At 55.4% G+C, this 17,500-nt stretch carries 16 protein-coding genes and 1 pseudogene; 11 read left to right on the forward strand and 6 right to left on the reverse strand.

The features are described from left to right. Nucleotides 1-4 precede the first annotated feature (4 nt). The 8 genes from QMO62_RS23460 (at nt 5) to QMO62_RS23495 (ending at nt 10,310) form a co-directional block, all read left to right on the forward strand. Nucleotides 5-565, forward strand: a complete 561-nt coding sequence (locus QMO62_RS23460) for a PadR family transcriptional regulator (protein WP_284644702.1) — start codon at nt 5-7, stop codon at nt 563-565. Between the two features lie 436 nt (nt 566-1,001). Continuing rightward, the gene (locus QMO62_RS23465; protein WP_284644703.1) at nt 1,002-2,825 is read left to right on the forward strand and encodes a cache domain-containing sensor histidine kinase; all 1,824 of its coding nucleotides are present in this window, start codon (nt 1,002-1,004) and stop codon (nt 2,823-2,825) included. Further along, the gene (locus QMO62_RS23470) at nt 2,797-4,356 is read left to right on the forward strand and encodes a response regulator transcription factor (RefSeq protein WP_284644704.1); all 1,560 of its coding nucleotides are present in this window, start codon (nt 2,797-2,799) and stop codon (nt 4,354-4,356) included. Before QMO62_RS23465 ends, QMO62_RS23470 begins: the two co-directional genes overlap by 29 nt. A 99-nt stretch (nt 4,357-4,455) precedes the next feature. Then, nucleotides 4,456-5,373, forward strand: a complete 918-nt coding sequence (locus QMO62_RS23475) for a carbohydrate ABC transporter permease (protein ID WP_284644705.1) — start codon at nt 4,456-4,458, stop codon at nt 5,371-5,373. Nucleotides 5,374-5,380: 7 nt separating this feature from the next. Next, nucleotides 5,381-6,220, forward strand: coding sequence for a carbohydrate ABC transporter permease (locus QMO62_RS23480; protein ID WP_284644706.1), 840 nt, complete (start codon nt 5,381-5,383; stop codon nt 6,218-6,220). Nucleotides 6,221-6,339: 119 nt separating this feature from the next. Then, entirely contained in the window at nt 6,340-7,671 is a 1,332-nt protein-coding gene (locus QMO62_RS23485) for an ABC transporter substrate-binding protein (RefSeq protein WP_284644707.1), read from the forward strand. 61 nt (nt 7,672-7,732) lie between these two features. After that, nucleotides 7,733-9,391: an MGH1-like glycoside hydrolase domain-containing protein gene (locus QMO62_RS23490; protein ID WP_284644708.1), complete on the forward strand. Its 1,659-nt coding sequence runs from the start codon at nt 7,733-7,735 to the stop codon at nt 9,389-9,391. Between the two features lie 19 nt (nt 9,392-9,410). Next, nucleotides 9,411-10,310, forward strand: coding sequence for a glycoside hydrolase family 43 protein (locus QMO62_RS23495; protein WP_284644709.1), 900 nt, complete (start codon nt 9,411-9,413; stop codon nt 10,308-10,310). A gap of 544 nt (nt 10,311-10,854) precedes the next feature. On the opposite strand, the pseudogene QMO62_RS33645 reads toward QMO62_RS23495, so the two are convergent. Together QMO62_RS33645 and QMO62_RS23500 are read right to left on the reverse strand one after the other, a co-directional pair. Then, nucleotides 10,855-11,058: pseudogene (locus tag QMO62_RS33645) on the reverse strand (transposase); the annotation flags it as partial. Nucleotides 11,059-11,096: 38 nt separating this feature from the next. Next, nucleotides 11,097-11,360 (reverse strand): YkgJ family cysteine cluster protein, encoded by a 264-nt coding sequence (locus QMO62_RS23500; RefSeq protein WP_284644710.1) that lies wholly within the window; start codon nt 11,358-11,360, stop codon nt 11,097-11,099. 180 nt (nt 11,361-11,540) lie between these two features. On the opposite strand from QMO62_RS23500, the gene QMO62_RS23505 reads away from it, so the two are divergent. After that, nucleotides 11,541-11,909, forward strand: a complete 369-nt coding sequence (locus QMO62_RS23505) for an MmcQ/YjbR family DNA-binding protein (protein ID WP_284644711.1) — start codon at nt 11,541-11,543, stop codon at nt 11,907-11,909. A 16-nt stretch (nt 11,910-11,925) separates the two neighbouring features. On the opposite strand, the gene QMO62_RS23510 is transcribed toward QMO62_RS23505, so the two are convergent. Beyond that, a complete protein-coding gene (locus QMO62_RS23510) occupies nt 11,926-12,735 on the reverse strand; it encodes an HAD-IIA family hydrolase (protein WP_284645018.1) in 810 nt (269 codons plus the stop codon). 65 nt (nt 12,736-12,800) lie between these two features. Between QMO62_RS23510 and QMO62_RS23515 the strand changes: the two genes are divergently transcribed. Together QMO62_RS23515 and QMO62_RS23520 are read left to right on the forward strand one after the other, a co-directional pair. Then, nucleotides 12,801-13,307 (forward strand): GNAT family N-acetyltransferase, encoded by a 507-nt coding sequence (locus QMO62_RS23515; protein WP_284644712.1) that lies wholly within the window; start codon nt 12,801-12,803, stop codon nt 13,305-13,307. A gap of 11 nt (nt 13,308-13,318) precedes the next feature. Further along, nucleotides 13,319-14,197, forward strand: a complete 879-nt coding sequence (locus tag QMO62_RS23520) for a patatin-like phospholipase family protein (RefSeq protein WP_284644713.1) — start codon at nt 13,319-13,321, stop codon at nt 14,195-14,197. 99 nt (nt 14,198-14,296) lie between these two features. Here QMO62_RS23520 and QMO62_RS23525 read toward each other — a convergent pair whose 3' ends face one another. Genes QMO62_RS23525 through QMO62_RS23535 form a run of 3 tightly spaced genes read right to left on the reverse strand, consistent with a single transcriptional unit; the run spans nt 14,297 to nt 17,479 of the window. After that, nucleotides 14,297-16,141, reverse strand: coding sequence for a sensor histidine kinase (locus tag QMO62_RS23525; RefSeq protein WP_284644714.1), 1,845 nt, complete (start codon nt 16,139-16,141; stop codon nt 14,297-14,299). Next, nucleotides 16,134-16,826, reverse strand: coding sequence for a response regulator transcription factor (locus QMO62_RS23530; protein ID WP_284644715.1), 693 nt, complete (start codon nt 16,824-16,826; stop codon nt 16,134-16,136). The genes QMO62_RS23525 and QMO62_RS23530 overlap by 8 nt, the downstream gene beginning before the upstream one ends. Further along, complete coding sequence (locus tag QMO62_RS23535) at nt 16,778-17,479, reverse strand: phosphatase PAP2 family protein (protein WP_284644716.1); 702 nt, start codon at nt 17,477-17,479, stop codon at nt 16,778-16,780. Before QMO62_RS23535 ends, QMO62_RS23530 begins: the two co-directional genes overlap by 49 nt. Nucleotides 17,480-17,500: the final 21 nt, after the last annotated feature.

The following is a 17,500-nucleotide window of genomic DNA, read 5'->3' on the forward strand; positions in this document are numbered from 1 at the left end:
ATCCATGTCCATGAAGCTCGTGATCTTGGGGCTTTTGATGGAAGGGAACAGCCATCCCTATGAGATGCGCCAACGTATGAAGGAGCGGGCGATGCTCCATTACGTGAAAATGCAGGAAGGCTCGCTGTATTATGCTATTGAGCAGCTGCACAAGGACGGGAGCGTAGCCATAGTGGAGACGGTCAGCACCGGGGGCAGGCCGGACCGGACGATCTACACGATCACCGAGAAGGGGAAAGCGATTTTTCAAGAGCTGCTGCTGGAGAAGTTCGCCACGGAGGAAAAGGTGTACCATCCGATGTATGCGGCGCTCGCCTTTGCCAGGTATGCGGACCCGGAGCGGGTGCAGGACATTCTGCAGGCAAAGGTGGAGAAGCAGCGGGAGCACGTGCGTCATATGCGCAGCGTCTACGAGGAGCGCAAGACGTTCGTGCCGCGCGGCTCGATGCATGTGATGATCGGCTTCTGCGAGCATGCGGAGACGGAGCTTCGATGGATGGAGCGGCTGCTGCGGGATGTGCAAGCCGGGAGGCTGAAGGAGCGGGGAGTGCCGCTGGAGCTGTAGTGAGTTGAAGGACCGTCGGGATGCTGTATCCCGGCGGTTTTTCGCTTACATCCCGGTCGTGGCCGGAGGCCCTTTGATGATTGGAGCTTCAACTCCCTTCGAGGGAGCAAAGGTGCTAAACGGCAGAAATCCACGTTCCCAAGTAAGGTTTAGAACGAGATTTGTGAGGATCGGCATCTTTCGGAGCGGACAATGGCTGAAACAAGGCATATGGCCTTTAAAAGTTGTATTTACGCAGAAATCCTCTTGGTTTTGATACAAATCATGGAAGAAAGCTGCGCTTTTGCAGAAATATGATTTTCAAACAAAGAGGAGCAGGCCCGGTCGCTGGTAATACCTCTCAGCACGTGATGATTGCCGAATCGGGCGAACAGTCTATATAATGAACCATACGGACTGGAGGCCAGTCCATTCTCATAGGGTGGGGGCTGTAATCATGTTTTACTCGCTCAGGAACCGGTTAATCGCTTTTTTCGTGGTGCTGCTGGTGTTCTCCTTCGGTACGATGTCCTATTTCCTGTTCAACGAGTCCCGCTCGATTATCCGCTCCTATATCGAATCCTCGGCACTCGAGAAAATGGATGAGTACGGTTCGTTCATCGATATGGCGCTGCTCCAGATGTACGATGCGTCCTCGCTGGTGTTTAACAGCACCGAAACGAAAAATTGGGATAACGCGCTGTCCGACCCCGACCTCCCGGCCGGTGAGAAAATGCTGGCCAATATCAGCATGAGCAAATTTCTTACGACGGCGACGAATAATTATTCGGGAATATCCTCGATTTCCTTATACCGTCGCGAAGGTGTTCGTGTAAGCCAGGATAACGGGGTGGTTACAGATGCCTCGATCATCAACGAATCGTGGTACCGCAATTTCGTGAACCGCGGCGAGCAGTGGGTATCCTCCCACTGGGATCAGGTAGAAACCGCGCAGCTGCGACCGTATCAGGTAGTCAGCCTGCTGCTTCCGATCGGTACCTTCGAGCCTTTGCAATCGCGCAACGTCATCAAGGTCAATATGAGCACGGACTTTTTCCTGGAGCCGCTCAACCGGATTCATTTAGGCGAAAGCGGTACCATTTTTCTGCTGGATCAAAACGGCAGTCAGATTCTCCCCCAAGAGGGCTACAGCGACCATACCGAGGCGGTACGGCAAGTGGAAGAGCTGCGCAACGACCGGACCGAGCAGGGCGTGGTTTATGTGAAGAACGAGAAGGGAGACACCGAAATTCTCGTTTACAAAAAGCTGAAACGAAACCGCTGGACGCTCGTGAGCATCGTGCCCGAGACCGATTTGTACGCGAAGCTATATAAGCTGCGGACGACGATTATTGCGTTTAGCTGTCTGCTGCTGATCTGTGTTGTGATGGTATCGACTTGGCTGTCCTACGGCATTTCAAGACCGCTTTCAAGGCTGACCACAGCAATGAAGTATGTACAGAAGGGAGATTTCGAGAAGGCGGAGAGTCATATTCCTGCAGCGGGCACCATACGCAGCGAGGTGGAGTATGTTACGGCGACCTTCCGCAACATGGTGGCGCGGCTCAGGGATCACATCAAAACCGAATTCGAGCTGAAGCTGCTGCGGCAGCAGGCGGAATATAAGGCTCTGCTGATGCAGATCAATCCGCATTTTCTGTTCAATACTTTAGAGCTGCTGAGCAGTCTGGCGCTGCAGCGTCGAACGGAGGACACGGTCAAGGTCATTGAATCGTTAGGCAAAATGCTGCGCTTTTCCCTGCACATCACCAGCGATCTGGTGCCGCTTCGGGAGGAAATCAAGTATGTAAGGCATTATGCGGCGATACTGCAGATCCGTTTCGGTGACCGGCTGACCATCTCGATAGAGGAAGACGGCGGAGCGACCGATACCAGGGAAATTGTGAAGTTTATTTTGCAGCCGCTTATTGAGAACGCGGTCAAATACAGCTTCCGTAAGGAAAGCGTTGCTCAGGTACGCATCACCGTGTACACCGGCAAAGATTGGGTTCGTCTGGCCGTTGAGGATAACGGTCCGGGGATCACTCCCGAGGCGATTGAGCAGCTGACGGCGGAATCGTCGGCGCTGCAGCTGGATCAGGTACTAAGCAGCGGCTCCCGTCATATCGGCCTGCGTAATGTGCTGGCACGCTGCCGGCTGTATTACGGCAGGGGCTTTACCTATGCGATTCGATCGGAGCAGGGGAACGGAACAAGAATTGAACTACACTTGCCTATACAGGAGGGGAAGCATGATGTACCGGGTACTGATCGTGGATGACGAGCCGGAGATCCGGATGGGGCTGCGGCTGAAGGCGGATTGGGAACGGCTGCAGCTGACGGTTGTCGGAGAGGCTTCGAACGGGGCGGAGGCGCTGGAGCGACTTGGCGGCGAACCGATCGATATCGTCATTACGGATATGAACATGCCGGTGATGGACGGGGTATCGTTTCTGGACGCTTGCCAGAAGCACTACCCTTCCTTGCGCTTGCTTGTCATCACGGGCTATGAAGACTTCCATTATGCGAAAGCGGCGATCAAGCATCAAGCCAGAGACTACCTGCTCAAACCGGTCGCTCAAGAGGAATTGAACGAATCCCTCGGCAAGGTGGTTCGGGAGCTGGAAAAGGAGCGGAATCAGCGGGATGAGCAGGCGACGGTGCAGTGGAAGCTGTCCCAATACTACCGGGAGAACAAAGAGAACTTCCTTGTGCACCTGGTCAAAGAAGGGTTAGTTAGCGACGGTGCCCTGCGGGAGCGCGCTAAGCTGTTCGAGCTGGACGCCTTGGGGCAAACCGCGGTGCGTTTCGTAACCGCCGGACTCGTTAGAACAGGGACCGGCGGGAGCAAGGAACGAACCCCCGAAAGCATGCGGGTGCCCTTCGAGATGCTCGCGCAAGAGTTCGCAGAGACGTATGCATCGTCAGAGCTCCGCCCCGTTGCATTCCGCGACCCAAGCTACCCGGGGCTCGTCCATTTTGTTGTCGCTGATGCCGACGATTCCTTCTGCACCGAGCTTCGGGGTTGCGTTGCCAAGCTCCTCGGCTTCGAACCGGCGGTAGGCTCGGGTCAAACCGTGACAGGTCTCCCGCAGTGGAAGGAAGGCTATTCTTCTTCCTTGCTAGCCTGGAGCATGGCTGCAGGCGGGGAAGGGCAGCATCTCCAGGATACCGGGGATGCGCTATCGGAAGAGACGGTCAAGGTCATCGAGCGGTATTTGTCACGCGGGGAGCTCGATGCGTTCGGCAAAGCCGCGCGGCAAGAGCTGGAGGCAGCCTACGCCGAATCGAGAGTCCGCTTCGTGAAGCTGATCTTCCAGCTGTATCTGCTGCTGGAGGCCGCTGCCCATGCGGCAAGGGCTGCGCTTCCGAAGGGAGAGCCGTTATGGCTTCGCCCCGATCTGGTCTGGGGACTGGATACCGTAGAGAAGGCCGTGGAATACCTGTTGCGGCTGGCCCAAGGAATCAAGCTGACCGATCCGGAGGACGCGGAGCATTCCTTGATCCAATCCGTCCGGCAATTTATCGATGAGAATTACATGTATGATTTGAATTTGACGCTGCTGGCCGAGAGGTTTCGCTACAACCCGTCCTACTTCTCCGAGCTGTTCAAGGCCAAGGTGGGCAAGACGTTCATCCAATATTTGACCGAGGTGCGCATGGCCAAGGCCGTTCGGCTGCTGGAGGACACCTCTCTGAACCTATGGGATATCGCCGAGTTAACCGGCTTCTCCAACGCCAGCTACTTCAGCTCCAAGTTTAAGAAGATGCACGGCGTCACCCCTTCCGAATTCCGCTCCAAAGCCACCTGAAAAAATTATAAGCGAAGTGCCGAAGAAATAGCATTCAAGCGGAAGCCTCCCATCGGTAAGATAAGAGTATACCAAGTACCGAATGGGAGGTGGACGCGAATGTCCAAGGCACGCAAAGCAAACTATTTACGGCAAAATCGGACCGCCTATTTGTTTTTGCTCCCATGGCTGATCGGCTTCTTTGCATTGACGCTCGGTCCCATGCTGGGGTCCTTATATTTATCGTTTACGAAGTTCAACCTGCTGACGGCTCCTACATGGCTGGGGCTGGATAACTACAAGCACATTTTCCTCGAAGACCAATCGTTCTTAAGCTCCCTCGGACTGACGTTCCAATACGTGTTCTACTCCGTACCGCTTCGCTTGGCCTTTGCCCTGCTGGTGGCCATGGCGCTAAACAAAGGAATCCGCGCTCTCGGCTTATACCGGACAGTATATTACATCCCGTCTCTGCTGGGCGGCAGCGTAGCGATTGCGATCGTGTGGCGCAAGCTGTTCGACGGCGAAGGGCTGGTCAATCATTTCCTCGAATGGTTCGGGATCAAAGGACCTGCGTGGATCTCCCACCCGGACTACGTGCTCTCGACGATCGTCACGCTTGCGGTTTGGCAGTTCGGATCGGCCATGGTCATCTTCCTCGCCGGCTTGAAGCAGATTCCTTCCGATTTGTATGAGGCGGCCGAGGTGGACGGAGCCGGCCCGGCGAGACGCTTCTGGAACATCACACTGCCGCTGCTTTCGCCGGTTATTTTTTTCAACCTGATCATGAGCATCATCAATTCCTTCCAGGTGTTCACTCCCGGATATGTGATCGGAGACGGGCGAGGCGGTCCGATCGATTCGACCTTATTTTACACGCTGTATTTGTACCTGAAGGGCTTCTCGTTCTTCGATATGGGTTATGCCTCCGCATTAGCGTGGATTATGGTATTGATCATCGGCGTGTTCACAGCTATCGTCTTCGTGACCTCCAAGTACTGGGTGTTCTACGGGGACGAGAAAGCCGGAAAGGGGTGATGATACAATGTTGACTAAAGCGATATGGGCCCGAGGAAGCAAGCACGCTGTAATTATTGCGCTTGGACTGCTCATGATGTATCCCGTACTCTGGCTGCTCTTCAGCTCGTTTAAGCCGAACCAGCTGATTTTCTCCGATACGAGCCTATGGCCGAAGGTTTGGACGCTGCAAAATTATATCAACGGCTGGAAGGGGCTTCAGGGCATTTCCTTCGGGAGGTTCTTTGCAAATTCGGCCCAAATCTCTATCCTGTCGGTGCTCGGCAACGTCGTTACTTGCTCGCTGGCGGCCTTTGCCTTCGCTCGGCTGGAGTTCCGGTTTAAGAAGCTGTGGTTCAGCCTGATGCTGGTCACGATCATGATTCCGTATCATGTCACGCTGGTGCCGCAGTATACGATGTACAACTATTTTCAATGGATTAACACGTATTACCCATTGATTATTCCGAAATGGCTCGCCCACGACTCGTTCTTCGTGCTGCTCATGGTGCAATTTATCCGGGGACTTCCGAGAGAATTGGATGAGAGCGCTACGATCGACGGCTGCGGCTACGGTCAAATTTACTGGCGCATCATTCTTCCTTTGCTGGTGCCGGCACTGATCACGACTGCGATCTTCACTTTTATTTGGACGTGGGACGATTTCTTCAGCCAGATGATTTATTTAAACAACATCAAGCTGTTCACCGTACAGCTCGGCATCCGCTCCTTGTTCGATCCTTCGGGCGAATCCGACTGGGGCGCTCTGCTGGCCATGTCCGTCCTGTCGCTTGTGCCGATCATGACCATCTTCTTAAGCTTCCAGCGCTACTTCGTCGACGGGATCGCTACCACAGGTATCAAATAACGGGGCACCCGAAATTATTGATAGCGAAGTGCCGAAGAAATCCAATTCACCGGTTGATCCGTTTGTTTTACGATACAAGTATCAAGGTACTGAATCCAATGACCAGGGGGATGAGCTTTATGAAGAAAAAAATGCTGGCTTCAACTTTGGCGGCTATGGTAGCGGTAACAACCGCTTGCGCAGGAGGTACGGGGGGCGGCCCGCAGCAGGCGGCTCCTCAAGCGAATAACGGGGGGAATGCAGCGGGCGGGGAGAAGGTCGAGCTGCGAGTCATGTGGTGGGGAGACCAGAAGCGGGCGGATATGACGAACCAGGCGCTTCGCAAGTTCGAAGAGAAGAACCCGAACATCAAGGTAATCGGCGAATTCGCGCCAAGCTCCGGCTACTTCGACAAGCTGAATACGCAGCTGGCCTCCGGGACGGCTCCGGACGTATTTTTCCTCGGCGGCAACATGGTGGACTATGCGAATAAGGGTGTGCTGCTGGAGCTGGACCCTTACGTCGGCAAGGATCTGAATTTGGCCGACATGGATAAGACGATGATCGATTACGGTACTTATAAAGGCAAGCTGGTGCATGTCTCGGTAGGAGCGAACGCACGGGGGATCATTGTCAATACGGAGCTCTTCAAGAAGGCCGGCATGGAGGTGCCGAAGGACGGATGGAGCTGGGAGGATTACGCCCGCACAGCCAAAGAAATATCCGCCAAGCTCGGCAAGGATGTTTTTGGCACGTATAACTACACTGTCGATGGCATGGATATTTTCCTGAAGCAAAACGGCAAGCAGCTGTACGATATGGATAATGGAAAGCTCGGCTTCGAGCAGAAGGATGTTGAGCCGTGGTTCAACTATTGGGGCGAAACGGCCAAGGCCGGCGGCTTGGTGACGCCGGAGCTGCAGGTATCGAACCCGCCTGCGGATACGAGCAAGTCACTCATCGTAACCGGGAAGGTGGCAATGGGCCTGACAGCCTCCAACCAGCTGGTCGCTCACCAGAACCTGACGAAGGATAAGCTGACGCTGGTTCAAGTACCGCGCGGTCCTAAGGGAACGGGCGTAGTCTTCGAGTCGAGCCAAGGGATGTCGGGCTATGCGAAGACGAAGCATCCAAAGGAAGTGGCGATGCTGATGAACTTCTGGATCAACGATCCGGATGCAGCCAAGATTCTGGGTAATGACCGCGGTGTTCCTGTAACTTCCAAGATGCGGGAGCTGCTAAAGAAGGATGCCAACGAGGTCGAGCAAATCATCTACGACTACACCAGCCGCGTATCCGAAGCGACGAAAAAGGAGCCGTTCAAGATCAGCTACAACCCTCCGGGGCAAAATGAGTTCAACAAGCTGGCGGAAACCACGGTGCAGGAAATCGGCTTCGGCAAGAAGGACATCAAGAAGGGCGTAGAGGATTTCTATAACGGCACGGTGAAGATCTTTAACAACAATAAATAATTTATGTAGAAGGAATGGGCTGCCTGTGGCAGTCCGTTTCTGTTCACAGGAGGAGAAGCGGATGAGCGGAAAGGTACTGGAACGGTTAAGGGGACTATCGGTCGAGGAGCGTCTGGGCGAATTGAAGAAAGCCTCGGATGCACCTGTACTGCAGGAATGGCTTCGGTCGGGAGTGAAATTCGTATCGGAAGGCGGCCGGTTGGAGGATACCTACTATGCTGCGCTCAGCAAGCTTCTGGACTGCATCAAGCCGACACTGGGCGATGCTCCGGCGCTGCATGAGGGCGGCATTTACTACGGCTGCTGGATGGAGAGCACCGGGACGATCAACAACGAGCTGATGTCGCGCTTTCTGCCTGCGGTGTCGGAGGATACGTACCGGCTGTTCGCGGATCATCAGAAGGACGACGGCCAGCTGCCCTACAAGCTGACGCAGCAAGGGCCGGCCTACCGGCAGATCCAGACGGTGACTCCGCTGGCGCGATGTGTCTGGAATCATTATGAGTTGAACGGAAGAAGCAAGGACTTCCTTAGAACCATGTATGAGTCGATGGCACGCTATGATGAATGGCTGGTCCGTTATCGGGATACAAGGGGAACCGGCTGCGTAGAGGCGTTCTGTACGTTCGATACGGGGCATGATCTGTCGCCGCGCTTCTGGCATGTGCCGGACACGGGGCATCAGGACGATGCCCGGCAGTATAATCCGGACTCGCCGATATTGCCTTTCCTGGCGCCGGATTTGACGGCGAATGTGTACTGCCAGCGCGGGTATTTGGCCCGGATGGCGCGGGAGCTGGGGGATCCGGATGCCGCTGCGGAGTGGGAGGCGAAAGCGCAGAGAAGCTTGGATAGCTTGTTTAAGTACTGCTACGACGAGCCGGATGCATTCTTTTACGATGTGGACCGCAACGGGGAGTTCGTGAGGGTCCAGTCCGACGTGCTGCTCCGGGTGCTTGCCTGCGAGGTGGGGGACCGAGAATTTTTCGATCAGGCGCTGCGCCGCTATTTGCTGAATACGCGGAAGTTTTTCGCGAAATATCCGTTTACGTCCATCGCGATGGATGATCCTCGCTTCGATCCGTTCTCCAGCTACAATACCTGGGCAGGAACCTCGAACTTCCTGACGATGATTCGGACGCCGCACGCCTTCGAGCATCATCACCGGTATGTGGAGCTGACGTGGGTGCTGAACCCCATTATTACGGCCATGGCCCAAATGGAGCGGTTCGCGCAGACGCTCAGCCCTTGGACCGGGAAGGAAGGCTTTACCGAGACGTATTCGCCTGCCGTGTTATGTCTGCTCGATTTCGTGGAGCGGCTGTCAGGGATTTTACCTAGGCCGAACGGCGAGCTGTGGTTCACGGCGCTGCTTCCATATCCTCAGGATCACGGCGAGAATATGGCTCCGGAGATCGGCTACAGCCGCGCGCTCGATGGGGTAACTTATGAATTCGTGGTGACACGCGAAGCCGGAGGCATCGTCTATCGGGACGGAGCGGAGCACCTGCGCATTCCCTTCGGTACGCGGGCGGTGTGCGATCGCAGCGGACGCTTGCAATCGTTGATAGGGATGACGGTGCGGACAGTGGAAGGCAGTGTCGCGTATGAGGGGCAGCAGCTACCGGTGACGGTGAAGGGGAATGAGCAGGTGGACCTGCAAGGAGAACGATTGGTGAGTGTGCGGGATATCGGTGTGATTTATCCGACGTATAGCTAAGCAAAGGAGGTTAGGAGCTATGGGGAAAGTGAGCAATGGAGATTTGCAGATTCGGGATCCGTTCGTGGTTCCGGTTCGGGAGGAGGGTGTATACTACCTGTTCGGAAGCACGGACCCGAATATTTGGGGCAAGGGGATCGGTTTCGATTACTATGTGGGCGAGGATTTGCAGGAGTGGGATGGGCCTTATACGGCGTTCCGGCCGGAAGAAGGCTTCTATGCGGAAAATAACTTTTGGGCACCGGAGGTTCACTTGTATGAAGGGCGCTACTATATGTTCGCGACGTTCCGGAGGAAAGATAATGACTTGCTGGGCACCGCCGTGCTAGTAAGCGATTCGCTGAAGGGGCCGTTCGTGTCGTATAGCGACGGTCCGGTAACGCCCAAGGACTGGTGCTCGCTGGACGGAACGCTTTTCGTCGACGATGAGGGGCAGCCGTGGATGGTCTTCTGCCGCGAGTGGCAGCAGGTTGGCGACGGGCAGGTATGCGCTGTCCGGTTGACGGAGGATCTGAAGGCGGCGAGCGGAGAACCCCACGTGCTGTTCACCGCTTCAGAGGCGCCGTGGACGACCTCGTTCCAGCACCCGCGCTTCCCGGGGCAGAACAATTATGTGACCGACGGAACCTATATGTACCGTGCGGAGAACGGAGAGCTGTTGATGCTGTGGGCAAGCTTCATTAACAACACCTATGCGCTCGGTGTGGCACGCTCCGAGTCCGGCGCCGTGGTCGGTCCGTGGATGCAGGACGAGAAGGCGCTCTTCGAGAGCGACGGCGGCCATGCGATGCTGTTCCGCGCCTTCGACGGTCGGCTCATGCTCGCGATCCACACGCCGAACAAGACGCCGAATGAACGTCCGCTGTTCCTCGAGGTGGAGGAGCGGGACGGGAGGCTGCGGGTGAAGGAGCAGGAGTAATGCCGCGCCGGATGAGTGCCGGTGGGATAATGGAATAAGGGAGCGGGCAGCTGGGGGTTGCCTGCTTTTTTTGATGGTTTGTAGCAGCATCGCCAGCTAGTATATGGTTCTGCGATACCTTCTCCTGCCCTTGCTCAAGATAGGTCATGTATCGTCTGTGAGCAGTCCGACACGGTTGGGCAAGGGACGCAATGCTGCTATAGAAGGTGATTTCATAATGATATAAGGAGCGTTACCGGGCCGTGATAAGCGCCAGGCACCCTGTAACGCGATTTTTTCATCTTACGGTCGCAGATGAACACATATTTGGTACAGTAAGGTGAATTTATAACGTTACAAGGAGCGTTACCGGGCCGTGTTAAGCATCAGACGCATTGTAACGCGATTTTTTCATCTTACAGTGGCAGATGAACATATATTTGGTACAGTAAGGTGATTTCATAACGTTACAAGGAGCATTACCGGGCCGTGATAAGCCAGACGCTCTGTAACGCGATCTATATGCCGCAGGTAACCAATTTCGTTGTGTACATTTTCAAAAAAGTTACGCGGCTTGTTTGGTCAAACGGATGTTCATGCTTAAATGATTCAGCGCATATTTAGACACGTTGTACGTTAGGTAACATAGTTCGCGATCGACAAACGCCCGTTTTTTGAGCCTTCGTGTAGTGCCCATGCCAAAGTATAACTTCAGATAAGCAAAGACACGTTCAATAGCCGTTCGCTGCTTAAACAATTCGGCAAACTTAATGTGGGGAGGTTCTCCTTTTTTCAAGCTCGGTGTTGCTAAGGTTGCACCGGAGAAGTGAGGCGCTCAAGCCTCTCGAGGTAAGCGTAGGCGTCTTCGTTTGAAACGCCGCACATTTCCTCCGAGGCCTGCAGCCCGCTGCAAACCGCAGGACGCTCCGGCTTGCCGAAGAGCTTACATTTATTGTCTTGCGTCAGCTGTGTGCAGCGGACACCGGCAGGTTTGCCTTCCGGCATACCGGGAATGGGGGATGAAATCGATACGGCGATACAGCAAGCGGCACAGCCGATTCGGCATTCCATTGACGTCACTTCCTTTAGTGGGGGATGTTACACCACCGGATCTAAGTTCATCTCAAAAGCGGCTCAGCGTCAATTTCCTCGTTAATGAACTGCTCTCATAAAATCGGCGGTTCCATAAAAAAAGGAATACGCCGCCGGTTTGTCTAATTAGGTACGTATTGGATAAAGGGAGTTGAGCGTATGAATCAAGAACAAGTGAAGCAGGCCGGTCTTGGCAAAACAGGGGCGGCGCTCGGGTATCCGTTCGGACCGGAGCCTGCGGTGCTGTTCGTTGAGGGCAAAATGTTCGCCCTGCTCGGCGGCTACCAGGGAAAACCCAGCGTCAGTCTGAAGACGGACCCGGACACCGCATGGATCGTGCGGGACAAATATCCGGACGCCGTCTTCCCGGGCTATCATCTGAACAAAAGGCATTGGAACAGCGTCGTGCTGGATGGATCCGTGCCGAAGGAAGAGCTGCTGGACATGCTCGAGGAGTCCTACCGTCTGGTGGTCGCCAAGCTGCCGAAGGCGGTACGCGAGCGCCTGCGGGCGCAAGAAGGAGCCTAGCCTAGCTGCGCTGAGGCTAGAACGGGAGCTCGAGCCGGGCGGCAAGCTCCTTCAGGTCGCGGCAGATCAGCTCCGGCGTCACCCTGCTGCGCTGCAGCCAGGCCTCGGCGTTCTCTTCGTTCACGAGGCCGGTCAGCACCAGCGCGGTGCGGCAGCCGGCGTCCCTGCCGCCGCGAATGTCGGTGCCGAGGTTGTCACCGACAGCCCAAATCTCCTGCGGCGCCAGCCCGAGCTTGGCGACCGCATAACGCATAATGATCGGCGAAGGCTTGCCGATCACGACAGGCGCCACCTCGCTGGAGCGCTCGATGGCCGCCCCAATCGAACCCGCGCCGGGCGTCAGCTCGCCGTTCCACGGCAGCAGATGGTCCGGGTTCGTCAGCACCGACCGTGCGCCGCGGCGGATCTCGCGCACGGCAGCGTGCAGCTTCGCATAGGTGAAGCTGCGGTCAATGCCCTGCACGACGGCGTCGACCGCCGTGCCGTCCGCCGTTGCCTCCTCGGGCGACGTCACCTCGAAACCGGCCTCGCGCAGAGCCTGGTACAGGCCGTCTTCCCCGATGGCCATGATCCGCCGAACGCCGCCCGCATCTTGCAAATAGAGGGCGGCCGCCTGCGAGGGCGTCAGGACCTCTTCCGCATGCGCCTCAATGCCGGTTCGCACGAGATGAGCGGCTACCTGATCCGGCGTACGGGAGGAATTGTTCGTGAGGAATACGAAGGGAAGTCCCCGTTTTCTCAGCATGGCTATAAATTCCGCCGCATGGGGAATCGGTTGATCCCCGTTATATAATGTACCGTCCAAATCCAATAAGAAGCCTGGCATTGTCAATTTCATCCCCCGGATATATGATGTTATACATTGTAGCATATCTGTTCCCGGGAGGAGGAATGAAATTGGGCGTGTTATCCAACCTGTCGATTAGGAGAGCCGAGAGCAGGGATTTGCCCGCGGTGCTGGAGCTTTGGCTGGAGGCGGCGGATTGGATCTATCGCGAGCTTGGCATTCACCAGTGGAAGCCGAGTTCTTTTACGATCGAATCGGTTACCGAGCATTTCCGAAAGACGGAGCTGTTTGTCTCGGTAGACGGGGAGCGGGTTATGGGAACCTACTCCGTGCAGTGGAACGACCCTTTTATCTGGGGTGATAGGGATGACGAGCAGTCCGGCTACATTCATCGGCTTGTCGTGAGCCGGTCCTATCGCGGCGAGGGTGTAGGAAGGCTGCTGCTAGAGCAAGCTGCTGTGTACATCCGGAGTCAGGGCAAGGATCGGGTCAGGCTCGATTGTATGGCGGACAACGTTCGATTGAATGCGTATTACAGGCACCAGGGCTTCGAATACTTGGGTAGAGTGGATAAGCCCTATTTCAGCGCCTCGCTTTACGAGAAAAAATGAGGGATGACAACATGAATTTTCACTCCATAGGATTAGTGCTTGAAGGTGGAGGGATGCGCGGCGTTTATACGGCGGGGGTATTGGAATACTTCTTGCAGCAGCAAGTACAGTTTCCCTATATTGTCGGCGTATCCGCCGGCGCATGCAATGCCGCCTCCTATATATCCGCCCAGCAGGGCAGGAATCATAAAGTAACCATCGGTTACGTCGCGGACCCCCGCTATTTGAGCTTCGGCAATTGGCTTCGGGAGCGCAGCCTGTTCGGCATGGACTTTCTTTTCAACCAACTGCCGAACCGGCTCGTTCCGTTTGACTTCCAGACGTTTAACGCTTCGCCGCAGCAGTTTGTCGTCGGTGCGACCGATGCCGTCACGGGGGAGGCGGTATACTATGCGAAGGCGGATACTTTGGCCAAGGGCATTCCCTTTCTCGAGGTGATACGTGCTTCGAGCAGCCTGCCTTTCGTATCACCGCCGGTGAACATCGAAGGCCGCGTGCTGTTTGACGGCGGTGTGGCCGACCCGATTCCGATTGAGCGGTCCATCGCCGACGGCAATCGGCGGCATGTGGTGGTGCTGACGAAGGATGCGGATCATCGCAAGAAGCCGTTTCGCGGAGGAATCGCCGCCCGGGCCGCCTATCCGAGGTACGCCGGATTGGTTCGTGCGCTCAAGGAGCGGCCCGTCCGTTACAATGCGACAATGGACCAAGTAAACCGGATGGCTTCCGAAGGAGAAGCCTTCGTTCTTCGTCCGAGCCGATCCATCCCTGTGGGCCGCATGGGGCGCGATGTGGGGGCGCTGCAGGCACTATATGACCTTGGGCTGAAGGACGCGGCGGAAGCCTTGCCGCATCTGCTCGATTGGTTGAGCGGCGGGGAAGGGGCTTGACCTGACCTGCGGACGAGAAGGGCAATAAGCGAGCGTGAACCCTCCTGTATTGCCCTTCGAACGCTCCTGCGCCGTACTTACAAAAAAAAAGCCGGTATCCTAAGATACCAGCTTCAGCTTCACATAGAAATGAATTTCTCCGTTCGACGTCTCCGCCCAAATACTGCCTTCATGCGATTCCACGATACTCTTGGCAATCGCAAGTCCCAGCCCCGAGCCTCCGGTTTCCGAGGTGCGTGCGGCATCTACACGGTAGAAGCGGTCGAACAGCCTCTCCAGCTCCTCTGCGCTCAGCTCATCCGCTTTGTTGCTAATGCGGACAATCACGTGACTGCGCTCTCTGGCCATGCCGATGGAAATCGTTCCAGGCTTCGGACTGTACTTGATCGCGTTGCTGATGAGATTCTCGAAGACGCGGATCATTTTATCCGTATCGATCAGAACGGTCAGCTTCTCCGATGGAATGCTTCGCACAATGGTGAACTGCTGCTCCTCGCTCAAGGACACGTATTCCTCCAGCAATTGCTCCAGCAGCTCGTTGATCACGACCCCCTTTTTATAAAGAGGAACGTCTTCGTGCGCCAGCTTGCTGTATTCGAACAGATCGTCGATCAGCGATTTCAGCTTCTCGGACTTGGAATAGGCAATACCGACATAGCCTGCAGCCTGCTCGGGCGTTTCGTAATTTTTGTCGTGAAGCAGCCGAAGGTAGCCCATGATTAAGGTGAGCGGAGTACGAAGGTCATGCGAGACATTAGTGATCAGTTCATTTTTGATACGTTCCGCCCGGCGTTCCTCCTCAATCTTGTTCTGCAAATCCTCAACCATCACATTCATGCCCCGGGCCAAGGAGCCAAGCTCATCCTTCGTGCGTTCTTCCACGCGATACTCCAGATTGCCCGTTGCAATCATGCGCAGACCTGCCGCCAGCTCCTCCACATACCTCATTTTTCTCTGCGTTAAGTAATAGAACATGAAGATAAACACCGCCAACGCGCTCAAAAAAGCCAGCGGACTCTGTCCTCGCTCGTAGCTGATATGCGGCTCCGGTATGCCGGAGACGATCAGATACGATTTTTGGCCGTTATAGTTGACCGGGTAAAAGCTGGAAAACTCCTGACGCCATTGATCCCGGTCCGTTCTGGATTCCATGGCGTTGCGGATGACGCCGTGGAGGTCGACCGTCGTTTCCGTAGCATTCTCGCTGCGGTAGACGGTTCTGCCCTCAAGGTCGGTGATGACCACCTTGTATTTTTCGTTGGCAGCGAGACGCTTCACGCGGCTGTAAAAGTCCCGCAATCGCGACTCCTGGATTTCCTTGCGGCGCTGCTCCTCAGCAGGGGTGAGAGTCCGCTGCGGATTCGTGCCCGCCGCTACCTGCTGAGCCGCCCGGCTGCGGGACGTCGTCGCCGTACTCTGCGCCTGGGACGTCGTCACGCCTTGCGCTGTAGGCGCTGCCGCACTCTGCGCCTGAGGCGCCGCGGTACCCTGTGCAGGAGGCGGCACCGCGCCCTGCGCCGGAGCTGTCTCCGCTCCCGGCACCGGCACACCCGGCTGCACCGGCTGAGCCGGCACGCTGCCGTTCGACCCTGCCTCATCCTCCATCTCCGGCTCGATATCCTCCCAGGTCACCGGATCCAGCTGCCTTACGAGACTCCGCGCCTCATTCTCGATGCGGCTGATGCTCATGGAATAGTCGATCACCGGCTCCTTCTTCATCATGCCGAAAATTTCCTTGCTAATCCCGTAGAACAGCATGGACCCGAGCAGGCAGATGCCGAACGTGATCATGAGCTGGAGCCGCAGGCTGCGCTCCACATGCGTTTTTCCCAGCACATACATATCCTTGACAAAACTAAGCATGCCCTTGATGAGCGTAAACGGAAACCGGTTAAACGGAAATCGTTCCCCCCAAGGCTTTTTGACTTTGGCCGGCTTATTCAACTTTATACCCCACTCCCCAGACGGTTTTGATAAACTTCGGCTTGCGCGGATTGTCCTCGATCTTCTCGCGGATTTTACGGATATGCACCATCACGGTGTTGTCCGAATCGAAATACGATTCCTGCCATACCGTCTCGTAAATTTTCTCGATACTGAACACCGTCCCCCGGTTGCGGGCCAGCAGCTCCAGAATGGCGAATTCGCGGGGGGTCAGCTTTACTTCCCGGCCGTCGATGCGCACCTCATGAGTGGCGGTATTGATCGTCAGCTCATCCACCTCGATTTCGTTCTCCTTACGCACAGAGGCAACATTCAGCCGGGTATACCGGCGCAGCTGCGACTTGATCCGGGCGATCAGCTCCAGCGGATTGAACGGCTTCGTGACATAATCGTCGGCGCCGGTGCTTAAGCCGAGAATCTTGTCCATATCCTGGCTTTTGGCCGACAGCATGATGATCGGCATGTGCTTTTGCTCGCGAATCTTCAGGCAGGCCTCGATTCCGTCCATCTTCGGCATCATGATGTCGAGCACGATGAGATCGACCTCCTCCTTCTGAAGAACGCTCAAAGCCTCCCACCCGTTGCTTGCCCGCAGCAGGCGATAGCCTTCATTTTTTAAATAAATTTCCAGCAAATCTATAATTTCCTTCTCGTCGTCGACCAAAAGTATGGTTTGGGCTGCCATGTCGGGTCGGCCTCCTTTGTCACATCGGGTATGAAAAATTTCACAACGGATCGTATCATCTCGCTAAGCACGATAGCTCCCAGCACATCCATGAGCACATGCTGTTTCACAAAAAGCGTAGAAACAATGATCATAACGGACATCAACCATACGGCCCCACGAACGAACCGCGGAAGCTGGCGCCTTCCCTTAAAGCCTCTAAGAATTAAATAGGAGGTCAGCACATGAATGCTGGGGAAACAATTATACGGTTGATCCGTAGAATACACATATTGCAATAGCACAGTAAAAAAATCATGGCCCGTCAGCACCGGCCTCGGCACCGTCGTCTGATAAAAGAAGTAGATTGTATAGCTGGCCAGGAGGCCGATGATTGTACTGACCAGCGTTTGATAATAGGAGGTGCGGTCTTTGCGGCATAGATATACGAACGCTATTAAAATAAAACCATACCATGCCAAATAGGGCAAGACAAACGCCTCTATGACAGGAATCGCCCGGTCCAGGTCGGTCATCAGACTGTGGGTGCCCCGGCCCGCGTGATTCAATTGATTATAAAAGGTGCTTACGGCCGGAATCAGCAGCAGCAGGCTGAGATCTCTTAGGAAGCTTTGGCGCTGCGGGTTTTCGATGGCAGCACTTTGCGATGTCATTGGATTTCCCTCCATCCGGTT

Source organism: Paenibacillus silviterrae (assembly GCF_030167925.1).
In the GTDB taxonomy this organism is placed as follows: Bacteria; Bacillota; Bacilli; order Paenibacillales; family NBRC-103111; genus Paenibacillus_G; species Paenibacillus_G silviterrae.